The following is a 19,954-nucleotide window of genomic DNA, read 5'->3' as shown; positions in this document are numbered from 1 at the left end:
TATAAAGGAAAAGATTGGTTTTACACCAGTTTCGCCACTTCTCTTTGAAGCCTTTTAATAATTCTTTTTTCAAGTCTCGATATGTAGGACTGTGAGATGCCCATCATATCGGCTACATCCTTTTGGGTATGCTCTTTACGTCCATTTAGCCCAAAGCGTGATTCAATAATAAACGTCTCTTTTTCATCAAGAATATTGAGCGCCTGATATAACAGCACTTTATCCATTTTTTCTTCAATTCCTTTTATGATCAGATCATTTTCTGTTCCCAGTACGTCAGATAATAATAATTCATTTCCATCCCAATCTGTATTCAGCGGTTCATCAAACGAAACTTCAGATCTCAGTTTGCTTGTTCTTCTGAGATACATCAGAATTTCATTTTCAATACATCTTGAAGCATACGTGGCAAGCTTAATGTTTTTTTCAATATTGAAAGTGTTAATCGCTTTTATCAAACCAATTGTTCCGATACTGATCAGATCTTCAAGGTTTACTCCGGTATTTTCAAATTTTCTTGAAATGTATACGACAAGTCTGAGGTTCCTTTCAATCAATAAAGATCTGGCCTGCTCATCTCCCTGTGCGAGCCTCGCGAGAACTTTTGCTTCTTCTGGTCTCGCAAGCGGAGACGGGAGCGCTTCACTGCCACCAATATAATGTATTTCTTTAGCTTTTAACTTTCCGGTAACCTGCACAAGCCATAACTGGACTTTCTTTTTAGCATCCAATAAGTTCATTCATACAGCACCCCTTATATTTGATAACAATGAAGCATCTGCAGCGGATTTAGCAGACAGTGACAGGAACGGTCTACATAATGATTCTCCAGACTGAAAATAACCGGGATTTTCTCGAAAACATAGTGGTCCTCATCTGTACGTACTTTGATAAGGTCACATTCAATGCTGATGAGAACGTCGCATTCTTTATGGACTGACTTAGTGGGAATATAATTGATTTTCTGTTTCCACTCTTCAGGACAGTCTGACTCTTTTTTTACAAAACACAATACTTCATCAGGAAGTAAATATTTAGCAACAGAATAGTCTGCAAACATAACCGGTTTTCCTGAAAACGGTGTAATGAGTGCATTGCCTGAGTCGAGATACCCATTGCCGGCCCATATTTTTTCCCCGAGTGTCAGTTCCACCTCATAGATATAAGATTGTTGCGCAGAAGAGCTGCTGATCTGCCACGAAACTCTCCCTGCAAGAAATAAATGAATAAATAAGATCAAAAATAGCAGAGCAAGTCCCGAAATAGGGGTTGATACAGACAGCAGACCTTTCATAAATGAAGCCAATGACCCTGAAGAAAATAAAAACAAACATAATGATGCCGTGTGAAGCATAATCTGTTTTCTGATCGAAGCCTTTACAACTGCAATCATGAGAACAGGTGCAATGACTTTGATGAATTCAGAACCACTTTGCAAAAAGTACCATTCAAGACCCGTATACATAAGTAAGACCAGACATGCAGTGTGCACCTTTAACTGAGTTTTTAACAGCCGGTTCAACGTAAACAGTAAAATCAAACCTCCGCCAATATTGACGATCAGCAGATACTCGATATACAGAGTCATGATTCCTGTCCTCCCGATAACCACATTCTACAAACTCAGCAGCAGTGAAACTTGTCAGTTCCTATTAGGAGTTCAATATTTCGTGGGATAAATTACGTCATCAGCCCACAAAAAAAGCCCGGCTTAAGTAAGCCGGACTTCGTGTTATCCTCTGCGTCTGTTGCGGTTACGCAGGAAGGTTGGAATATCTAAAGTATCTTCAACAGGCTGCTGATTACGCGGCTGCTGCTCGGCCTGAGGAGCTTCCTCACGCTGATGATGCTGTTCACGTACAGGCTCTCTCTCACGTTTTGGAGGCTGAGGCTGCTGTCTTACCTGGCCACCCATCTGAGGACGGGCAGGTTTTGACTGATTATGCGTTTCACTGAATCCTGTTGCAATGACTGTAACCAGAATTTCATCCTTGAGATCTTCATCAATGACTGATCCAAAGATCATATTTACTTCCTGGTCCGACGCGCTTGCTACAATATCAGCTGCTTCCTGAACTTCATAAAGACTCAGGTTTGTACCGCCTGTAATATTCATCAGCACACCCTGGGCACCATCAATCGCTGTTTCAAGAAGCGGACTTGAGATCGCTTTTTTAGCAGCTTCAGATGCACGATTTTCTCCTGATGCGATACCAATACCCATCAGTGCTGAGCCTTTATTTGACATGATTGTCTTAACGTCTGCAAAGTCAAGGTTGATCAGACCCGGAACTGCGATCAGATCAGAAATACCCTGAACACCCTGACGAAGTACGTTATCAGCCTCACGGAATGCTTCAAGCATCGGCGTGCTCTTATCAACAATTTCAAGAAGTCTGTCATTAGGAATGACAATCAGTGTATCCACTGCTTCTTTCATCGAACTGATACCGCCTGCTGCCTGTGTGGCACGCTTGCGTCCTTCAAATGTAAATGGACGGGTTACGACTCCGACTGTCAGGCTGCCAAGTTCTCTGGCAATCTGTGCGATAACAGGCGCTGCACCAGTACCGGTACCGCCTCCCATTCCGGCAGTAACGAATACCATATCTGCACCTTTGATCGCCTCTTCAATCTGTTCACGGCTTTCTTCAGCTGCTTTTTTGCCTACTTCCGGATTAGCACCTGCTCCAAGACCGCGCGTCAGCTTGCCGCCGATTTGCATTTTGATTTCTGCTTTGGAAAGATTAAGTGCTTGTGCATCAGTGTTAACCGCTATAAATTCTACTCCCTGAACGCCGTGCTCAATCATGCGGTTAACAGCATTGTTTCCGCCGCCGCCTACACCGATGACTTTGATCGTTGCCAGGGAATCAACATTCGTATCGAAATCTAACATCGCAAATCCTCCTAATTCAAAATTACTTCCCGGAACTTCTATTCAATAGGCTCTGTTAATTTTGGCTGGTGATTTCCGCTCCAGGGGAACGCTTTCCGCATGGGTGCGCCGGTTTGTGGCGCCATCCCGCCTCCTCAGGCTTCGCCTTGCGGGGTCTCACCTGTCCGACTTCTCCTGCTGGAGTCGTCCCCTTCCGCTGCAATCACCAGCTGTGCTAAAAAATATTTAACTTTAACAAAGCTATTCAAAAAAGTATCCAAATAGTTTTTTAAATCTGCCCTCTTCATTTTTCTGCTTTGGCTTTTGCTGCTTAGGTGCTGCTTCCTGGGACTTTTGTTTTTTAGGTGCATAATCATTGTGATCAAATTCTGATGCAGAAGGCTGTTTGTCAGCCTGTCCCTGCAGCTTGGCATGTTTGTATGCATATTTAATCAAACCGACTGCCGTCGTATACTGCGGCTCTCTGACCCCAATATAATCCGGCACTGCAACTCTAACCTGGTTTTGAAGCACTGCCTGTCCGAGTTCAAGCACGCCAGGCATGGCCGCAGAACCGCCGGTCAGGACAAATCCACCAGGTAAATCATGAATATTGAGCCTTTTCAGTTCATTCAGCACTAATTCAAACATCTCTTCCATTCTGACTTCAATGATATCAGATATTTCAAGCTGATTAAATTGCTGGTGCTGATCACTCCCGATAATAGGCACACTGAACACTTCATCCTCAGAGGCATAATCATAAAAAGCATGTCCATGCTTACGTTTGATTTTCTCAGCATCATCAGTTGTAGTTCTGAGACCGATCGACAGATCTTTTGTAATATGTTCACCGCCTGCTGGTACAGTTGAAGCCGCAATCAGGTGACCATGTTCAAATACTGCGATACTTGTTGAACCGCCACCAATGTCAATAATAGCTGTGCCAAGGTCCTGTTCATCTTTTGACAGGGCGATCGTGCCGGATGCAAGCGGTTGAAGAAAAATATCAGCGACTTCAAGCCCGGCTTTTTCAACACAGCGTAAAATATTGTGCAACATTGTCTTAGAACCAGTCACGACTGTACCTTCAAGCTCCAGTCTTACTCCGATCATACCCCGTGGATCCTTAATTTCGTCCAGTCCGTCTACAATAAACTGACGGGGTACAATATTAATTAACTCCCTGTCAGGAGACATCGGCATGACCTGTGCCGCATCTAAGACGCGCGCAATATCCTCATCACGGATTTCTTTGTCCTCTGTAGAAACTGCCACTACTCCATGGCATGGCTGCAGGGCGACATGATTTGCCGGTATACCTACAATTACATTATGTATTGAAAGACCTGTCATCCGCTCAGCCTGATCTACTGCTTTCTGGATTGACTGTACAGTTTCATCAATATCAACAATTGAACCTTTTCTGATTCCTTCAGACTCAACATTTCCGACTCCAATAATATTAACTGAATCCTGGACCAATTCTGCAATAACTACTTTTACAGAAGATGATCCTATGTCCAGACTGACATAGTACTCGTTGCTGCTCACGTGTGGCACCTCCTTTAAACCTTTTAACTTTGTTTTCAATCATTCATTATTTTTCAGGATTTCATATTTATAAACGCAACTACAAAAGTTAGCATTCTTGCAGTTTCATGGCAGAAACCTCAATAGGTATAGTCTACACCAATTGAGATACTCAGAAAAGTAATAAATGACCGATATTACTGACAAATTCATACTTTATTTATCTTACTCTTCTGAGTCTCCCTCAATCACACCTGCACGATTATCCAGCGAGTCATCAATATCTTCTCCGGCAGTGTCTACTGCCGACTCATCCGGCACATCTTCCCCACTCTCATAAGCACGGAAATAAGATCCTACTTCCAGATCAATCACGCCTTTTACGTCAGGGTCGAGCTGACTGACGATAGATGGATAATGTGTCATCTTCTCAGCTAGCGTATGAATCACCGCAGTCACTTCAAAACCATCATTCATATAGAGCGTAACTCTTCCTGAATCAACCTCAGATGGAGTATGGTGCACTTCAGAAATGGAATTCAATACGTTTCCCGGAAGGTCTGACAAAGCGGATGCAAGATCATTTAACACAGTACCCTGCCTGAAACCGTTCAGAACAGGTGCGCTAAAATCGATATCCTGCACTGGTTTGGGGTCACTGATATAACCATTTTCGTACACTGTACGATATTGCTGGCCTTCTCTGCTCAATGCAACTTTTTCAAATTCTTCAATTGTTACTTCTACACCTAATGGAAAATCCCTTTTAACTTCTGCGTTTCTGATTATTTTATGATCAGTCAGTTTTTTTTCAGCATTATCCAGATTTAAAGTCCAATAAGCGTCTCCTGGTGAAATTCCTGCTAGATCCACAACAGCATCATCAGATATCCCGCTGTTTCCATTCACCTGAATATCCTGAACTTTACTGTAGGAAGACTGGAAATACAGTACAATAATAATTAGGAAGACGAATAGCAGAACAACACCGACTAAGCGCCTGTTCGCTCTTTTCCGCCGGCGCTGTCTTAACTGCGGTACTCTGTCTTCAAGTGAGACAACCGGCTTGCGTTTCATTCATTTCACTCCAGTCACGCGATACGAGCCGCAAACGACTCTTTTTGAATCTACCTTTATACTACACTATTGAAAGCTGATAACATACAGAAACATGCTTAACGTCATGAAAATGTAAAATACCTACTTTCCTGTATAACGGCTGATATTTAACAAAATTCCAATCATGCAGAGAACCACCATCAGTGATGATCCGCCATAGCTGAAAAACGGCAGGGTGATACCTGTGACAGGTATTAACCCAATCACAACTGAAATGTTGATCGCACTTTGTAATCCAAGTGAAATGACAATCCCTCCTGCCAGCATTTTACTGAATGTATCAGGTGCTGCTACTGCAATCAGAATGCCTCGCCAGATCACTGCAGCAAACAACAGAATAATCATTATACTTCCCGCTAAGCCAAGCTCTTCTGCAGCAATGGCAAAGATAAAGTCGTTTTGAGGTTCAGGCAGATAAAAATGCTTCTGTCTGCTGTCTGAAAAACCTGTGCCGAAAAGTCCCCCCGGGCCGACTGCGTATAGTGACTGTATCATCTGAAATCCCGCTCCAAGCGGATCCTGCCACGGATCAATAAACGAATTGATTCTCTGCATTCTATATGGCGCAGCTATGACCAGCCCTGCAAACCCTGCCACTCCTGTCCCAAAAAGAAAAACAAAGAAACGGATACTGACCCCTGCTAAAAATAACAGTGACATGCCGCTTCCTGCAAGGACAGTCCCGGTTCCAAGGTCCGGCTGCAGCATAACGATGCCAAAAGGCAATAAAATAATCAAAATCAGAAAAGCTGTCTGCTTTAGAGTGAGTTTTTTCCGTGATGAACTGATTAAAGCTGCAGTCATCATTAATACTCCTGCTTTCGCGAGCTCTGCAGGCTGAATTGATATTGGCCCTGCGCCGATCCAGCTCTGAGAACCGTTACGCTCAAGACCAATTCCCGGGATCAACACAAGAACAAGCAGAATAATCGAAATCAGGTAAATGACAGACGCATGTTTACGCCATATGTGATAATGTATTTTTGAGATGATGACCATCGCTATGGCTCCTGCAACCAGATACAAGGCCTGTCTGAAAGAAAAAAAATGGGCATCCCCAAAACGGTCGAATGCCCATACACTGCTTGCACTATCAATTAATAAAACTCCAAAAACTGAACAGCACAGTACTAAAGTAAACAGCAGACGATCCATGACACTCGTCCCTTCAGCGTATTTACTTCAGCTTATTCACTTCATCAATAAATATGTCTCCCCGCACTTCAAAAGTCGGGTATTGATCCCAGCTTGCGCATGCTGGTGATAAAAGGACAACATCTCCACTTTCTGCACTTTCTGCTGCAGCATGAACAGCATCTTTTACATCTTTCACACTGATGATGTTTTCCACACCACCTGCTTTTGCAGCTTCAGCCATCTTGTCTGCCGTTTCACCAAATACAACTGCCGCTTTGACATTCGACATTGACGCTGACAATTCATCAAAGCTGTTTCCACGGTCAAGCCCCCCGCATAACAGGACAGTTGGACCTTTAAATGCATCAAGTGCACTCTGGGTAGCCAGGATATTTGTTGCCTTGGAATCATTATAGAACTTAATCTGATTCCACTCTCTTACAAACTGTGTACGGTGTTTTACACCCGCAAATTCCCCGAGTACTGCTCTGATGCTTTCATTTGAGACACCATACAACTTTGCTGCACCGATTGCAGCCATAATATTCTCAAGGTTATGTCTTCCTGGCAGTACGATATCTTTAAGTCTTACGACAGATTCACCATTCATGAAAATCTGTTCACCGTCAGTTGATATACCTTCTGTCATTAATCTCTTCGTTGAAAATAGTACCTTTTTAGCTCTTGTATGCTGAACAGCATCCATGAGTTCTTCCTGATCAGCATTGACAATTAAATAATGGTTTTCTGTCTGATTTTTAGTAATAGCAGCTTTTGCTTCCACGTATTCCTGTTTTGAAGCGTGATAGTCAAGGTGCGCATCATATATGTTCGTAATGATTGAAATTGCCGGTGCGAACTGTCTGATCCCCATCAGCTGAAATGACGATAATTCAACGACCATTGCTTCACCAGGATGTGCAATCTGGGCTACTTCACTGGCAACAGTTCCAATATTACCTGCGACATATGATTTTTTCTGATCTTTAGAAATCATCTCATGAACCAGTGTCGTCGTTGTCGTTTTTCCATTCGTACCGGTAATACCGATGATATCTGCTTCACTGATCTGATAAGCAAGTTCTACTTCAGTGATTACAGGCAGACCCTTTGCAATAGCACCTTTAATTAGTGGATTTGTATAAGGAATGCCCGGATTTTTCACGATCATTTCAAAACCTTCGTCGAGAAGTTCAACCGGATGGCTGCCGCAAATTACTTTTATTCCCTGATCAAGCAGCTGCTGTGCGTCCTTATTCTCAGAAAGGGGCTTCCAGTCATTAACTGTAACAAATGCCCCCAATCTGTGAAGCAGAAGTGATGCAGCGACTCCACTTTTTGCAAGTCCGACTACCAGGATTTTTTTATTTTGATACCCTTTATAATTGATCATCAGCCATACACTCCTATTAGAACGCCCATCACACCTGCTGCAAGACCAACTGTCCAAAAGACGGTAACGACCTTCCATTCTGACCAGCCAGTGAGTTCAAAGTGATGATGAAGCGGACTCATCTTAAAAACTCTTTTTCCAGTTGTTTTGAATGAAGTAACCTGAATCATAACTGATAAAGTCTCCAATACGAAAACAATCCCAATCAATAAGAGCAAGATTTCCTGTTTTGCAAGCAATGATACGGTTCCGATCGCGCCACCAAGAGCAAGTGAACCTGTATCACCCATAAATACTTTTGCAGGATGGGCATTAAATAGTAAGAACCCAAGCAGCGCCCCGACAGCTGCCATACAGAAAATTGCCAGTGCCAGTTGTTCCTGCTGCCAGGCGATCAGCGCAAATGCACCAAATGCAATGACTGCAGTTCCTGAAACAAGCCCGTCAAGTCCGTCTGTCAGGTTAACAGCATTCGAAAATCCGACTAACCAGAAAATAACGAATGCGACATATAAAATGCCAAGATTTAATTCAATTGACGTAAATGGTATTGCAATGATTGACGAAAAATCATTAGCGCTGAAAACAATATAAAATATAATTGCAATCACAATTTGTCCCAGAAGCTTCTGCTTTGAAGTTAAGCCAAGGTTTCTCTTTTTGGCTACTTTAATGAAATCATCTAGGAATCCAAGGATGCCAAAGGTAATTGTGACCATTAATAATAGAAAAGTTGTCACGGAAAGTACACCGAAGATCGCGCTGACTGCTACCGTTGCAATCGTCAGTGCGCTCAAAATAATTAAACCGCCCATTGTTGGCGTACCGGACTTTTTCTGATGGGATTCAGGTCCTTCTTCCCTAATACTTTGTCCAAATTTTAATCTTCTTAAATATGGAATAAATACCGGAGCTGCCGCTGCGGAAATTCCAAATCCAACTATTGCTGCCCATAGTACAGCCCATAATGACATCTTGCTTCCTCCTAACAAATCGTTCCAGTTTATTGTACTGTTTATGTTGTATGCTGACAATCTCTCATTTTATCATAACCACAGTGTTTAGAGCGGTAAAGTTTGTTACATTTTTAATTTCAGGACAATTGTTATACTGGTGAACAGAAAAAAACTGAGACGAATTTGTCTCAGTTTTTATAAAGGTTTATGACTAAACACCCTTCACCTGTAATTCCCTCAGTATTTCTTCAGCTACAGACTTATCATCAAAAGGGATTTTTTCATTTTGAATGATCTGATATTTTTCATGACCTTTTCCTGCAATAATGACAATATCTCCGGGAGTTGCCTGACTGATCGCCTCGCTGATGGCCGCTTTACGGTCTTCAATCACTGTGTAGCAGTCACCAGGCACTCCCTTTTCCATATCCCTCAGAATTTTTTTCGGATCCTCACTTCTCGGATTGTCTGAGGTGAAAATGGCATGATCCGCATACTGACACGCAATTTTTGCCATAACCGGACGCTTGGCACGATCTCTGTCGCCGCCGCAGCCAATTAACGTAATCAGATTGTTCGGATTCATCCTGTTTGCTGCCTGAAGGATATTTTTTAAGCTGTCAGGCGTATGGGCGTAATCCACAATCACTGTAAACGGATGCTCATGCCTGACAATTTCAAAACGTCCGGGTACCCCTGAGATTTGCCCGAGACCTGAGGCAATCTCCGGCAGAGAAATTCTATTTACAAAACCTACTGCTGCTGCAGCCAGCGCATTATAAATATTAAAAATACCAGCTAATTTGATAACAACTTCAGTATGACCCAAAGGTGTTCTTAATACAAAAGAAGCAGATTCTTTTTGAATATTTATATTTTCAGCATATATATCAGCATCACTGCTTAGACCGTACGTTAAAATATGAGCAGATGTAACTGATTCTATCTCTTTTGAAAATGGATCATCGTTGTTCAGAACAGCAAATTTTGGTGATGATTTGACGTGTGAATGACCGAGCTGGGAGAATAGCAGGGTTTTTGCCCATTTATAATTCTCCATTGTTTCATGATAGTCGAGATGGTCCTGTGTAATATTCGTAAATACTGCAATATCAACATCACACCCGAACATTCTGCCCTGAGACAGACCATGGGATGAAGCTTCGAGAACTGCAGCCTTCACTCCTGCATCTCTGTAATCTGCCAGGGTCTGTTGCAGTAATAAACTATCAGGAGTGGTATTAACGGCTTTTCTCACCTGGTTCCCCTGTTTCATATACAGCGTGCCAATCATACCGGTTTTCATACCGGCAGTTTCAAGTACACTGTGAATCATATGAGTAACGGTCGTTTTTCCATTCGTACCGGTCACACCGATCACATTCAGATCGAAACTCGGATAATCGTAAAAATAATTGGCAAGATATGCAAGTGCATGCCTCGGCTGTTTAACAATAATCTGCGGCACCGGCAATTCGTACTCAGTATCAGATATAATAGCAGCTGCACCATTTTCGATCGCTTTTTCTATATATAATCTGCCGTCAGATTGTTCACCTTTAATCGCTGCAAAAAGGGATCCGTTTTCAACTTCCTGATGATGATGACACAGCTTCATGATCTCAGGGTCTGATTCAGGGCCTTTTATCGTATAAAACGGGAGGCAGCCTGACAGCTCTGAAAGTCTCATATATTCAACTCCTCGAACAAATCTTATACTGCTATATTACCTCATAGGTCGAAAGAATGCTATTGACCAGTGAAGATTCGAAGTGTATTCCCTTCTTCGAGTACGGCTCCCGGTTCTGGTGATTGTCTGATTACTTTTTTGCCATCCCCTTTAATATCGAGTTCAATCGGAAGGTTCATTTCAAGCAGTTCACTTTTTGTCATACCAGTTACATCAGGGACTTTGACTTCAGGCGGGTCTAACCACCTGACTTCTTTTTCAATTTGTTTTGTTCTTCTTTCAACACCCATGGCATTTAATGATTCTTCAATGATTGTACCTACGATCGGTGCAGCAACTACACCTCCGAATTGAACTGTATTTTTAGGGTGGTCAACTGCAAGGTAGACCAGCAATTCCGGATCATCACTTGGAGCAAAGCCTATAAATGAAACAATGTAACTGTCTTTCATATAGCGGCCATCTTCGACCTTTTGTGCAGTACCTGTTTTCCCGCCTACACGATACCCATCGACAAAAGCTCCTCTTCCTGTACCCTGTGCCACCACAGATTCGAGTGCTTCTCTCATTTCAGCGGATACATCTTCAGAAATAACTTTTCTTTTTGATTTCATCTCTACTTCGTGAACGGTTTCACCCGTATTGGAGTCAGTCCATTTCTTTGTAATCGTGGGAACTGGAAGATGACCACCGTTTATCACAGCCGAAACAGCTGCCGCCTGCTGGATCGGAGTGACTGAAACCCCCTGTCCAAAAGCGGTGGTCGCCTGTTCAACAGGCCCCATATTTTCCGGCTTAAATAATATTCCGCTCGCTTCACCTGTCAGATCAATACCTGTTTTCTGTCCAAATCCGAAATCATGAATATAAGATAATAACCTGTCTTTACCAAGTCTGTTTCCTAATTCTATAAATCCAGGGTTACATGAATTCTGAACGACCTCCAGAAACGTCTGACTTCCATGGCCTTCTCTTTGCCAGCAGTGAAGCTTCACCCCGCCTACTTCCACATGACCGCTGTCATAGAACTGCTCGTTTTCAAGGTCTACAAGTCCTTCTTCAAGCGCTGCTGCAAGTGTAATAATTTTAAAAGTTGATCCTGGTTCATACGTTCTCCAGATCGGTAATACTCTGTTATAAATGTCCGGAGAGAACTGCTGATAATTAGATGGGTCAAAGTCCGGCCTTGAAGCCATTCCCAGAATTTCACCTGTCTTCGGATTCATAGCAAGGGCTAAGATCTGATCTGCATCATATTTTTCCTGTGCATTCGTCAATTCACGTTCAAGTACATTCTGCACGTTCAGGTCGATTGTTAAGTGCAGGTCCATCCCGTGTTCAGGTTCCTTGTTAAATGAACCTGACTTTTCCATCTCTTTACCTTTCGCATCCGTGAACAGGCCGGTTGCTCCCTGAATGCCATATAGCTGATCGTCATACAGCAGTTCGAGTCCTGATAATCCTCTGTTATCAACCCCAATAAATCCAAGCACATGTGAAAGCATCCTTCCATGAGGATAAGCACGCTTATAGTCATCTGCAATATATACTCCCGGAAGTGATGCCTCTTCAAGCGCTCTTACCTGATCAAATGAAAGCTTCCTGCCTTCCGGGTGCAGCTTTTCAATCGAGCCTTTTCTGTTTACAAACTCTGCTGCTTTTTCCTCTGGCATTTTCAACACTTTGCTTAATAGTGCAGAAGTCTTTTCACGGTCCTCAATCTGTTTGGGTATGATGAAGAGACTTGGCGCGGACTCATTTAATACAATGGGTTCACCGTTTCTGTCAAAGATAGAGCCGCGTTCAGGTTCTAACGGTAATTCCCTCGTCCAGCTTTCAATTGCTTTATCATATAATTTTTCATGGGAAATGACCTGGACGAAAAAAAGTCTGATGATCACGACAAAGAAAATAAGCAAGAATAAGGCAAACACGACCAGTAGTCTCTTCTTAATTAACCTCTCTGAAAAATACTGCACACTGTTCCCCCTGTAGTAAGCTATATTCACATCGTATGTCAGGATTTTTCAGGTATGCAAAAAGCCTTTTCTGAAGTGATCAGAAAAGGCTTTTCATGTTTCTAATTCAGTCCTGCGGAAGTTCGCTCTCTTCTTCAGGCTGGCTTAATCTTGTTCTTGTTTCTTCAGGTGTTTCAAATTTTACTGTGAGCGGCTGGTCCTGTGTAATGATTGTATCTGCGGTTACATTCTGCTGAACTGCAAATCCTGCTCCTGTGGCATTCAGCTGAAGATCCGCAGCTGCTGCAGCTTTAACCACGTCTCTATACGACCAGCCGGTCAGATCAGGTATTGTTAAGTCCCCATCTGTAACCAGAATCAGCTTTTCACCTGCTATTAAGTCAGTGTCAACAGCTGACTGGCTCTTAATCACAGAGCCGGTGCCGAGTACAATGACTTCAAGACCAGCTGCTTCGAGCTCTTGTCTTACATCTGATACATTTTGATCCGTATAGTCTTTTACGGATACATTTTCTTTTACAGGCGCTTCAGCCGGTTGAATATTACGGTATTTTAAGCTGTTCAGCATAACAGAATTGAACACTTTTGATACCGGAACAGAACCAATTTCATCAAGTGGCAGAGCGGGCTGCTGAACCCCGACATATACGATCAGCTCCGGATCATCAGCCGGTGCCATTCCCATAAATGAAAACAGATAATTATCTCTGCCTCTCATATATCCGCCTGTATTTGGATCAGGAATTTCAGCTGTGCCGGACTTTCCTGACACTTCGTATCCAGGTATACTGAATGGCTGTCCGGTACCCACCTCACTCGTTATTGTAGAAGCCAGATACTCTCTTACTTTTGCTGCAGTGTCAGCTGAAATCGGCTGTCCGCTTATTTCCGTTTCTCCTTCATATACTGCTTCACCAGTATCAGGGTTAACCACTTTGGAAAGAACGTAGGGACGCTTCATTTGCCCGTCACCTGCAATCGCGGTTTCTGCCTGAATCATCTGCAGAGGCGTAACAGTTGTACCCTGACCAAAAATAGTCGTCACTTTTTCAAGCGGATAATTATATAAAATTTGACCGGGTGCTTCATTAGGCAGGTCAATTCCTGTGATTTGACCGAACCCAAAGTCATCCAGATAATTTCTATATACGTCGTCTCCCATTAATTCGAGTAGTTTTGCAAATGCTGTGTTAGAGGACCGCTGTACACCTTCGAGATAACTGATGGTTCCCCACCCTACATTATTGTGATCACTAATTTTTTGTCCCAGTACGTCATATGATCCTGACTGATAGGTAGCATTTGGATTAAACACTCCTTCTTCTACAGCCGCCGCTAGTGAAAAGGTTTTAAATGTAGAACCAGGTTCAAAAGTACTCTCGACAATCTGGTTATACCAGTTATCACTTAAGCCTACACGCGTATCAGGGTCAAACGTTGGACGCTGGCTCATCGCAAGGATTTCACCGGTCTTGGCATCAGCAACTACTCCGAACATATTGCCGGGGTTATATTCTTCAGATACCTGACTCATTGCGTCTTCTAAGAATGTCTGAATTTTTTTATCAATCGTTAAATATACGTCATGGCCATCCCGGGCTTTTTTAATCGCCTCTTCACCGCCAGGAAGCAGGTAACCTCTTGCATCAGTCTCAAATGAAAGTTCACCGCTTTTTCCTTCAAGAAAGTCATTGAGATTTTTTTCTATCCCCATTTTACCAATGGTCTTTACCATGCCATCGTCTGTTGCTTCAGGCTGGGCGTATCCAATCAGATGAGATGAGAAAATACCATTTGGATAAAATCTTTTCAGGTCCTGAAGAAAGAATATACCCGGCAATTTTTCATCTTCTATCTGCTGCTTAATTTCCAGTGGGATATCTTTACCCTCAGTACCGAATTCAACCTGTTTTCTGTCAAGTGTAAGAATATCGAGGATTTCACTCTCTGTAAGGTCCAGGTACTGTGATAGTGTTCTTGCAGTCGATTCAGGATTCATGACATGACGAGGGTTTTCTTCATTTGTGGTCAGATTTTCATCCAGTACCGCTACGATTTTATAAGTCTGCGTATCTTCTGCAATGACTTCCCCGTTACGGTCCAATATTTTCCCTCTTTCAGCTTCAAGAATCTGGCTTCTTGCATACTGCGCCTGAGCCTGGGCTGCAAGATCTCTGCCTTCTGCTTCTCCTGTGATCTGTAAAGTCATAAATCTTACAACTAAAATGAAAAAGAGAGCACTAAATACTGTAAACAGCAGGTAGGCTCCCCAATTCTTTTTCAATTTCCTCATGGCTGCTGCACAACCTTAACATTTGAATCATTCAGCGTCAGTCCGAGTTCTTTTGCTTTTTCCCAGACACGCTCATATGTACTCATCTGACTCACCTGAATTGTCAGGTCATTATTCACATTTTCCTGGGTCACAATGTTGGATTCTAGTTGCTGAATCTCTTTATTTGTATTATAGATTTCAGCCTGGGCAGTAATGATTTGAAGACTCGCAATACACACGAATGCAGCAAAGATTGCAGCGATCATTTTTTCACCAAGTGTAAATGCGGACGTCCTTTTCTTGACTACTTTTTTCTTTGTAACCTGAACAGACTGCTTGTGCTCAAGATTTCTTGCAGAGTTCATCATTCTATTTCCCCCATTTCGCTTTTATCTGTTTTTCTCTGCTATTCTAAGTTTTGCCGATCTTGAACGGTTATTATGTTCAAGTTCTTCATCACTTGCTGTGATCGGCTTTCTGGTAATCAGCTTTAATTCAGGTTCGTACCCTTCCGGAATCACCGGCAGACCAGGTGGTAATTCCGGTCCTTTTGCAGCTTCTTTAAACATTGTTTTACAGATTCTGTCCTCTAAAGAATGGAAGGTAATGACGCTGATTCTTCCCCCCGGATTCAGCATCCCGATTGCCTGTTCAAGCGACTCCTCGATGACACCAAGTTCGTCATTTACTGCAATTCTAATTGCCTGGAAAACTCTTTTGGCAGGGTGTCCGCCTTTTCGTCTTGCTGGTGCAGGTATTCCATCTTTAATACATTCAACAAGCTCTGCCGTCGTTTCAATCGGCTTAAGTTCACGCGCAGCTTCGATTTTCCGGGCGATCTGCTTAGAAAATTTTTCTTCCCCATATCTGAAAAAAATTCTGACCAGATCTTCAAAAGGCCACTCATTTACCACCACTCTTGCTGTCAGAGGTGAAGTCTGATCCATCCTCATATCAAGCGGTGCATCATGATGGTAGCTGAATCCTCTTTCAGGTGTGTCCAGCTGTGGAGATGAAACACCCAGGTCATATAAAATGCCGTCTACTTTCATAACACCGCGCTCATTCAGCTCTTCCTTTAAATGTCTGAAATTCGATTGAATAAATGTCACTTGACCTTTATAAGGCGCTAGTTTCTGTTTTGCATGTTCAATGGCTGTTTTATCCTGATCAAAACAATAAAGATGACCTTCACTGGATAATTGGGATAATAAATACTCACTGTGTCCTGCACCGCCAAGCGTACAGTCTACATATATACCGTCCTTTTTAATATTCAGTCCATCAACTGTTTCTTTCAAAAGGACAGTCGTATGATCAAACATCCTTGCCACCTCAACACTTTTTAAATTCTATAAGTCAAAATCAATCAGGTTTTCTGCAATTTCTGCAAATGATTCTTCGGATTCAGACAAGTAATCGTTCCAGACCGCTTTATCCCAAATCTCAATTCTTGATGAAACCCCGATAATCATACATTCTTTTTCAATTTTCGCGTAATCAATTAAATTTTTGGGAAGATTAATTCTCCCCTGCTTGTCAATCTCACATTCAACTGCACCGGAAAAGAAAAACCTGGCAAATGCTCTTGCATCCTTCTTCGTTACAGGAAGTGAACGGACTTTCTCCTCGAGACGGCGCCATTCATCCATAGGGTAACCAAATAAACACTGATCCAGACCTCTTGTAATCACAAAAAGATCTTTAACATGTTCACGGTATTTTGCAGGGACAATGATTCTCCCTTTTGTATCGATTGAATGTTGATACTCCCCCATGAACATCAGGTTTCCCACCTCTCAAAATAAATGTACCACAGTCCCCCACTTTGTACCACTCGTTTCTGATATAATAACACAACTGTAATATTAAAGAATAAAAAATAAATGAATTTTCTAAAAACAAAGCTCAAATCAATCTCATTCCAATAAAAAAGCTGTCCGGAACATTGATTCCGGACAGCTTTTTCATCAGATATAAATAATATTATGTTTGTGATTAAATGCTGCTTCTGCTTTTAGCAGATCGCTCATGAAAGTTTCTCCATAGCGATTAATATAATAATATATATTCCAGATCCGCTCCTGGGGGCCGCCTAGTGGCCTGAGAGCGTTTTGCACTCTGTCATATCTTCTCAGTACATGACCATGCTTTTGACTGATAGACTGATCAGATTTCATCTGCAGAAACGTCAGCTGCTTCAAATGAAAGCTCAGGTTCTTCTCTACGATCTGATTAAAAGCAGGGTCATATTCGTTAGAGAGCTTCTTAATCTCTTCATATTGAAGAGCGAGCTGTTTCTCCGTTTCCTGAATCACTGATCTAAGCGACTGATCTTTCACTGATTCAAAATACGCTGTTTTTTCTTTTTCTAATCCATTTGAGATAGCGTGTTCAATTTCTACTCCAAGCTCCGCTGCATCCTGTTCAATATGACGTTCCACAATTGTAAAGTTGAGTCTCGGCACAACAGGCGGCATGTAGAATCCGGCTTTCTCAAAACCCGTTTTCAGTTCAGCCCAGTAAGCAATTTCTCCGGGCCCGCCAATAAATGCAAGCGTCGGAATCAGCCATTCCTGCATCAGCGGTCTTGTTACAACATTGTTGCTGAGATCCTCAGGAGAATGTTCTGCTGCATCCATGATGTCTTTGAAGCCATAAGACCTGCCATCTTTATCATAAAAAGCATTATCTTTATAAAATAGAAGCTGTCTCTCTCCATCTCTTCTGATAAAAAGGTTTGCTGCATCTTCCTCAAGCTCAATCATTGGAGAAAATCCATCCTGCTTTAACAACTCCTGCTGCTCTAATACTGACCGGTTGATTTCCTGATTCTGTTCGATCAATTGCTTGAAAAATGAGGATTCAAGTTTTCTCAGTTCCGGATCAGCCGCATCCAGCACCAGCAGACCTGTATCTTTAAACAGATCCATAATCAGCCAGGCAAACATTTTTGATATATTTGTACAGTCTGCAGCTGCTCGATATAATTTTTTCTTCAGATCTACAGTATAAGATGTCTCACCAAATTCTGATAGCACTTCGTTAATCCATGCTTCCATCTCTGAATGACTATAGCTAATATCTGACGCCATCTTTTTAGTCAGCACCCGCTCAGGGTAACCCTTTTTAATCAGTTTACCTTCAGATTCAGTATAAACATGATTAATCTCAAGAAAATCGTGGTCTTCTCCAGCAATCCAGAAAATCGGGATCACTTTTCTTCCAAGTTCTTCAGATTTTTTTTCAGCAAGTTTTATAATTGATATGACTTTATGTATTGAATAAAGCGGTCCGGTTAACAGACCGGCCTGCTGTCCTCCAACAACTGCTACCCCATCACCTTTTAAAGCATCCAGTGAATTAGCAGTCTCCCGGGAAGAAGGGAGATTTCCCATAAATGATTCAATACAGGCAGCAAGTTCATTTCTCATAAAAGAACGCTGATCCAGATCAGTCAGCCGTTTTTTAAAATCATGACGGTATGAATAATGGAAATGTTTCATTGTATTTGAAGATTCTTTTATATACGCCGAAGCGAAAGGCTGAATAGCCGGAAGGTCAAATTGTTTTACGAGCATCTGAAATTCTCCTTTAATCCGCATTAGTCCACTGTCAGTATACCATCCGCTTTTCGAAAGCCGAAAGAATATTGCTCGCTAAAGCAATGATTCATAGATCGATAACACAGTTCCGGTCACAATAAGTGCTATATGCAGCAGGAAGAATACTAAAAAAGAAAGCCGCCACGTACTTTTAATAATATGTGAGATGGTGAAGTCATCCTTTTTACTTCTTATATAAAATGCAGTAAGGATTCCGATAGCGGCTACGATTAAGCAGAGAACCCAGAAAATTGATATCTTCCATATAAAAAGAATGAGAAAGTATACTGATCCGATTAAGAATGGATTTGTTGCACTGATACCGGAAGAAACAGCCAGACGGTGCCTTGATGATATTTTCTTAACAATAATAAAAACAAGCAGATAGATCAGATAAGGTGCATATAGCAGTATGCTGAGAAGGTTTGCTGCAGCAACCATTAATTTTTCTCCTTCCTTTCCTGAATGGCAAGAATAGCATTTTCAAGAAATGGTATAATCAGGGGCTTTACCTTTTTTTCTTCAGCGATTTTTGTAGCGTAGCCTGTCATTGCTTCAATTTCTGTTTTTCTGCCAGCTTTTATATCAGAGAGCATCGATGATTCGTTTTCTGCAGTTTTCATACATAAATCAAAAATATCATCCAGCCTGCAGTGTGTGACCGCTTCAGGAAAAATGAACATAATTTCGCTGTAAAGTAACTTCATCATTTCTCTGTAACGGGCATTAGCTTCAAGCTCACCATTTCTCACATTAAATAACGCTGTCAACGGATTGATCATGAGGTTTTTAATTAACTTAACTGTCAGCAATCGTTCATAATCAGCTTCGAATACAACCGGAAACTCAGTTCTGTTACAGGCGATTAAACGATCCGCCAGTTCGCTGTTACCCCTGTAGCAGGCAACACGCCACCAGCCAATGCCATTGTGCTGATAGGTATGACTGTTCAGCTTTTTTGAACCGTGCTCCACTGTACTGACAAAAATATGTTTGTGTGGGATTGAAGAGAGATATGTAAGATGCGACATGCCGTTTTGCAGGAAGATCAGTGGAATATGATCAGGTACCCGTCTTAAAGCAGGTAAGATTTCATTTAAATGATACTGCTTAACTGCAATGATTACTGCTTCTGATTCATTGAAAGTTGTTTTATCTATTTGGGAAGCTGCTACTTTGACTGCCTGGCTCTGTGGTGCAGTTACACCATTCTTATTTAGAGTGTGGGCCTGTTCATCAGATCTAGTGCTTATATGTATAGAATGACCGCATATTTGTAATTGATGAGCAAAAAGGAGTCCAATTGACCCTGCTCCTATGATATTTACCCGAATAATGATCACTCCTTTTTATCTAGTTTATCAGACAATGCAGGTGAAATAGCATCCT

Annotated in this window: 17 protein-coding genes; all 17 read right to left on the bottom strand. The window is 42.0% G+C overall.

Features of this window, described 5'->3' with window-relative positions; all coding sequences use genetic code 11:
* Nucleotides 1–20: 20 nt before the first annotated feature.
* Nucleotides 21–740, bottom strand: a complete 720-nt coding sequence (sigE, locus tag KP77_RS08800; RefSeq protein WP_041122326.1) for an RNA polymerase sporulation sigma factor SigE — start codon at nucleotides 738–740, stop codon at nucleotides 21–23.
* 14 nt (nucleotides 741–754) lie between these two features.
* Nucleotides 755–1,588 (bottom strand): sigma-E processing peptidase SpoIIGA, encoded by an 834-nt coding sequence (locus tag KP77_RS08795; RefSeq protein ID WP_041122325.1) that lies wholly within the window; start codon nucleotides 1,586–1,588, stop codon nucleotides 755–757.
* 144 nt (nucleotides 1,589–1,732) lie between these two features.
* On the bottom strand, nucleotides 1,733–2,899 hold the full coding sequence (gene ftsZ / locus KP77_RS08790) for a cell division protein FtsZ (protein WP_041122324.1): 1,167 nt from the start codon (nucleotides 2,897–2,899) through the stop codon (nucleotides 1,733–1,735).
* A gap of 240 nt (nucleotides 2,900–3,139) precedes the next feature.
* On the bottom strand, nucleotides 3,140–4,432 hold the full coding sequence (gene ftsA / locus KP77_RS08785) for a cell division protein FtsA (RefSeq protein ID WP_041122323.1): 1,293 nt from the start codon (nucleotides 4,430–4,432) through the stop codon (nucleotides 3,140–3,142).
* Nucleotides 4,433–4,636: 204 nt separating this feature from the next.
* Nucleotides 4,637–5,488: a cell division protein FtsQ/DivIB gene (locus KP77_RS08780; RefSeq protein WP_052474047.1), complete on the bottom strand. Its 852-nt coding sequence runs from the start codon at nucleotides 5,486–5,488 to the stop codon at nucleotides 4,637–4,639.
* 123 nt (nucleotides 5,489–5,611) lie between these two features.
* Entirely contained in the window at nucleotides 5,612–6,685 is a 1,074-nt protein-coding gene (gene ftsW, locus KP77_RS08775) for a putative lipid II flippase FtsW (RefSeq protein ID WP_052474046.1), read from the bottom strand.
* Between the two features lie 22 nt (nucleotides 6,686–6,707).
* Nucleotides 6,708–8,060 (bottom strand): UDP-N-acetylmuramoyl-L-alanine--D-glutamate ligase, encoded by a 1,353-nt coding sequence (gene murD, locus KP77_RS08770; protein ID WP_041122322.1) that lies wholly within the window; start codon nucleotides 8,058–8,060, stop codon nucleotides 6,708–6,710.
* Nucleotides 8,060–9,034: a phospho-N-acetylmuramoyl-pentapeptide-transferase gene (gene mraY / locus KP77_RS08765; RefSeq protein WP_041122321.1), complete on the bottom strand. Its 975-nt coding sequence runs from the start codon at nucleotides 9,032–9,034 to the stop codon at nucleotides 8,060–8,062. The genes murD and mraY overlap by 1 nt, the downstream gene beginning before the upstream one ends.
* Before the next feature lie 193 nt (nucleotides 9,035–9,227).
* The gene (locus KP77_RS08760; RefSeq protein ID WP_041122320.1) at nucleotides 9,228–10,706 is read right to left on the bottom strand and encodes a UDP-N-acetylmuramoyl-L-alanyl-D-glutamate--2,6-diaminopimelate ligase; all 1,479 of its coding nucleotides are present in this window, start codon (nucleotides 10,704–10,706) and stop codon (nucleotides 9,228–9,230) included.
* Nucleotides 10,707–10,765: 59 nt separating this feature from the next.
* Nucleotides 10,766–12,685 (bottom strand): stage V sporulation protein D, encoded by a 1,920-nt coding sequence (locus KP77_RS08755; RefSeq protein WP_041122319.1) that lies wholly within the window; start codon nucleotides 12,683–12,685, stop codon nucleotides 10,766–10,768.
* Between the two features lie 106 nt (nucleotides 12,686–12,791).
* Nucleotides 12,792–14,978 (bottom strand): penicillin-binding protein, encoded by a 2,187-nt coding sequence (locus tag KP77_RS08750; protein WP_041122318.1) that lies wholly within the window; start codon nucleotides 14,976–14,978, stop codon nucleotides 12,792–12,794.
* The gene (gene ftsL / locus KP77_RS08745) at nucleotides 14,975–15,328 is read right to left on the bottom strand and encodes a cell division protein FtsL (protein WP_041122317.1); all 354 of its coding nucleotides are present in this window, start codon (nucleotides 15,326–15,328) and stop codon (nucleotides 14,975–14,977) included. Before ftsL ends, KP77_RS08750 begins: the two co-directional genes overlap by 4 nt.
* 21 nt (nucleotides 15,329–15,349) lie before the next feature.
* On the bottom strand, nucleotides 15,350–16,285 hold the full coding sequence (gene rsmH / locus KP77_RS08740; protein ID WP_041122316.1) for a 16S rRNA (cytosine(1402)-N(4))-methyltransferase RsmH: 936 nt from the start codon (nucleotides 16,283–16,285) through the stop codon (nucleotides 15,350–15,352).
* A gap of 27 nt (nucleotides 16,286–16,312) precedes the next feature.
* A complete protein-coding gene (gene mraZ / locus KP77_RS08735; RefSeq protein ID WP_041122315.1) occupies nucleotides 16,313–16,744 on the bottom strand; it encodes a division/cell wall cluster transcriptional repressor MraZ in 432 nt (143 codons plus the stop codon).
* A 186-nt stretch (nucleotides 16,745–16,930) separates the two neighbouring features.
* Nucleotides 16,931–18,541, bottom strand: a complete 1,611-nt coding sequence (bshC, locus tag KP77_RS08730) for a bacillithiol biosynthesis cysteine-adding enzyme BshC (protein WP_041122314.1) — start codon at nucleotides 18,539–18,541, stop codon at nucleotides 16,931–16,933.
* Nucleotides 18,542–18,619: 78 nt separating this feature from the next.
* A complete protein-coding gene (locus KP77_RS08725; protein WP_041122313.1) occupies nucleotides 18,620–19,006 on the bottom strand; it encodes a DUF3397 domain-containing protein in 387 nt (128 codons plus the stop codon).
* Nucleotides 19,006–19,908 (bottom strand): 2-dehydropantoate 2-reductase, encoded by a 903-nt coding sequence (locus KP77_RS08720; protein ID WP_052474045.1) that lies wholly within the window; start codon nucleotides 19,906–19,908, stop codon nucleotides 19,006–19,008. Before KP77_RS08720 ends, KP77_RS08725 begins: the two co-directional genes overlap by 1 nt.
* Nucleotides 19,909–19,954 lie beyond the last annotated feature (46 nt).

This window comes from Jeotgalibacillus alimentarius, assembly GCF_000829445.1.
Classification (GTDB): domain Bacteria; phylum Bacillota; class Bacilli; order Bacillales; family Jeotgalibacillaceae; genus Jeotgalibacillus; species Jeotgalibacillus alimentarius.
Note: the sequence above shows the minus strand (reverse complement) of the source record. Positions and strands in the feature narration are given on the sequence as shown.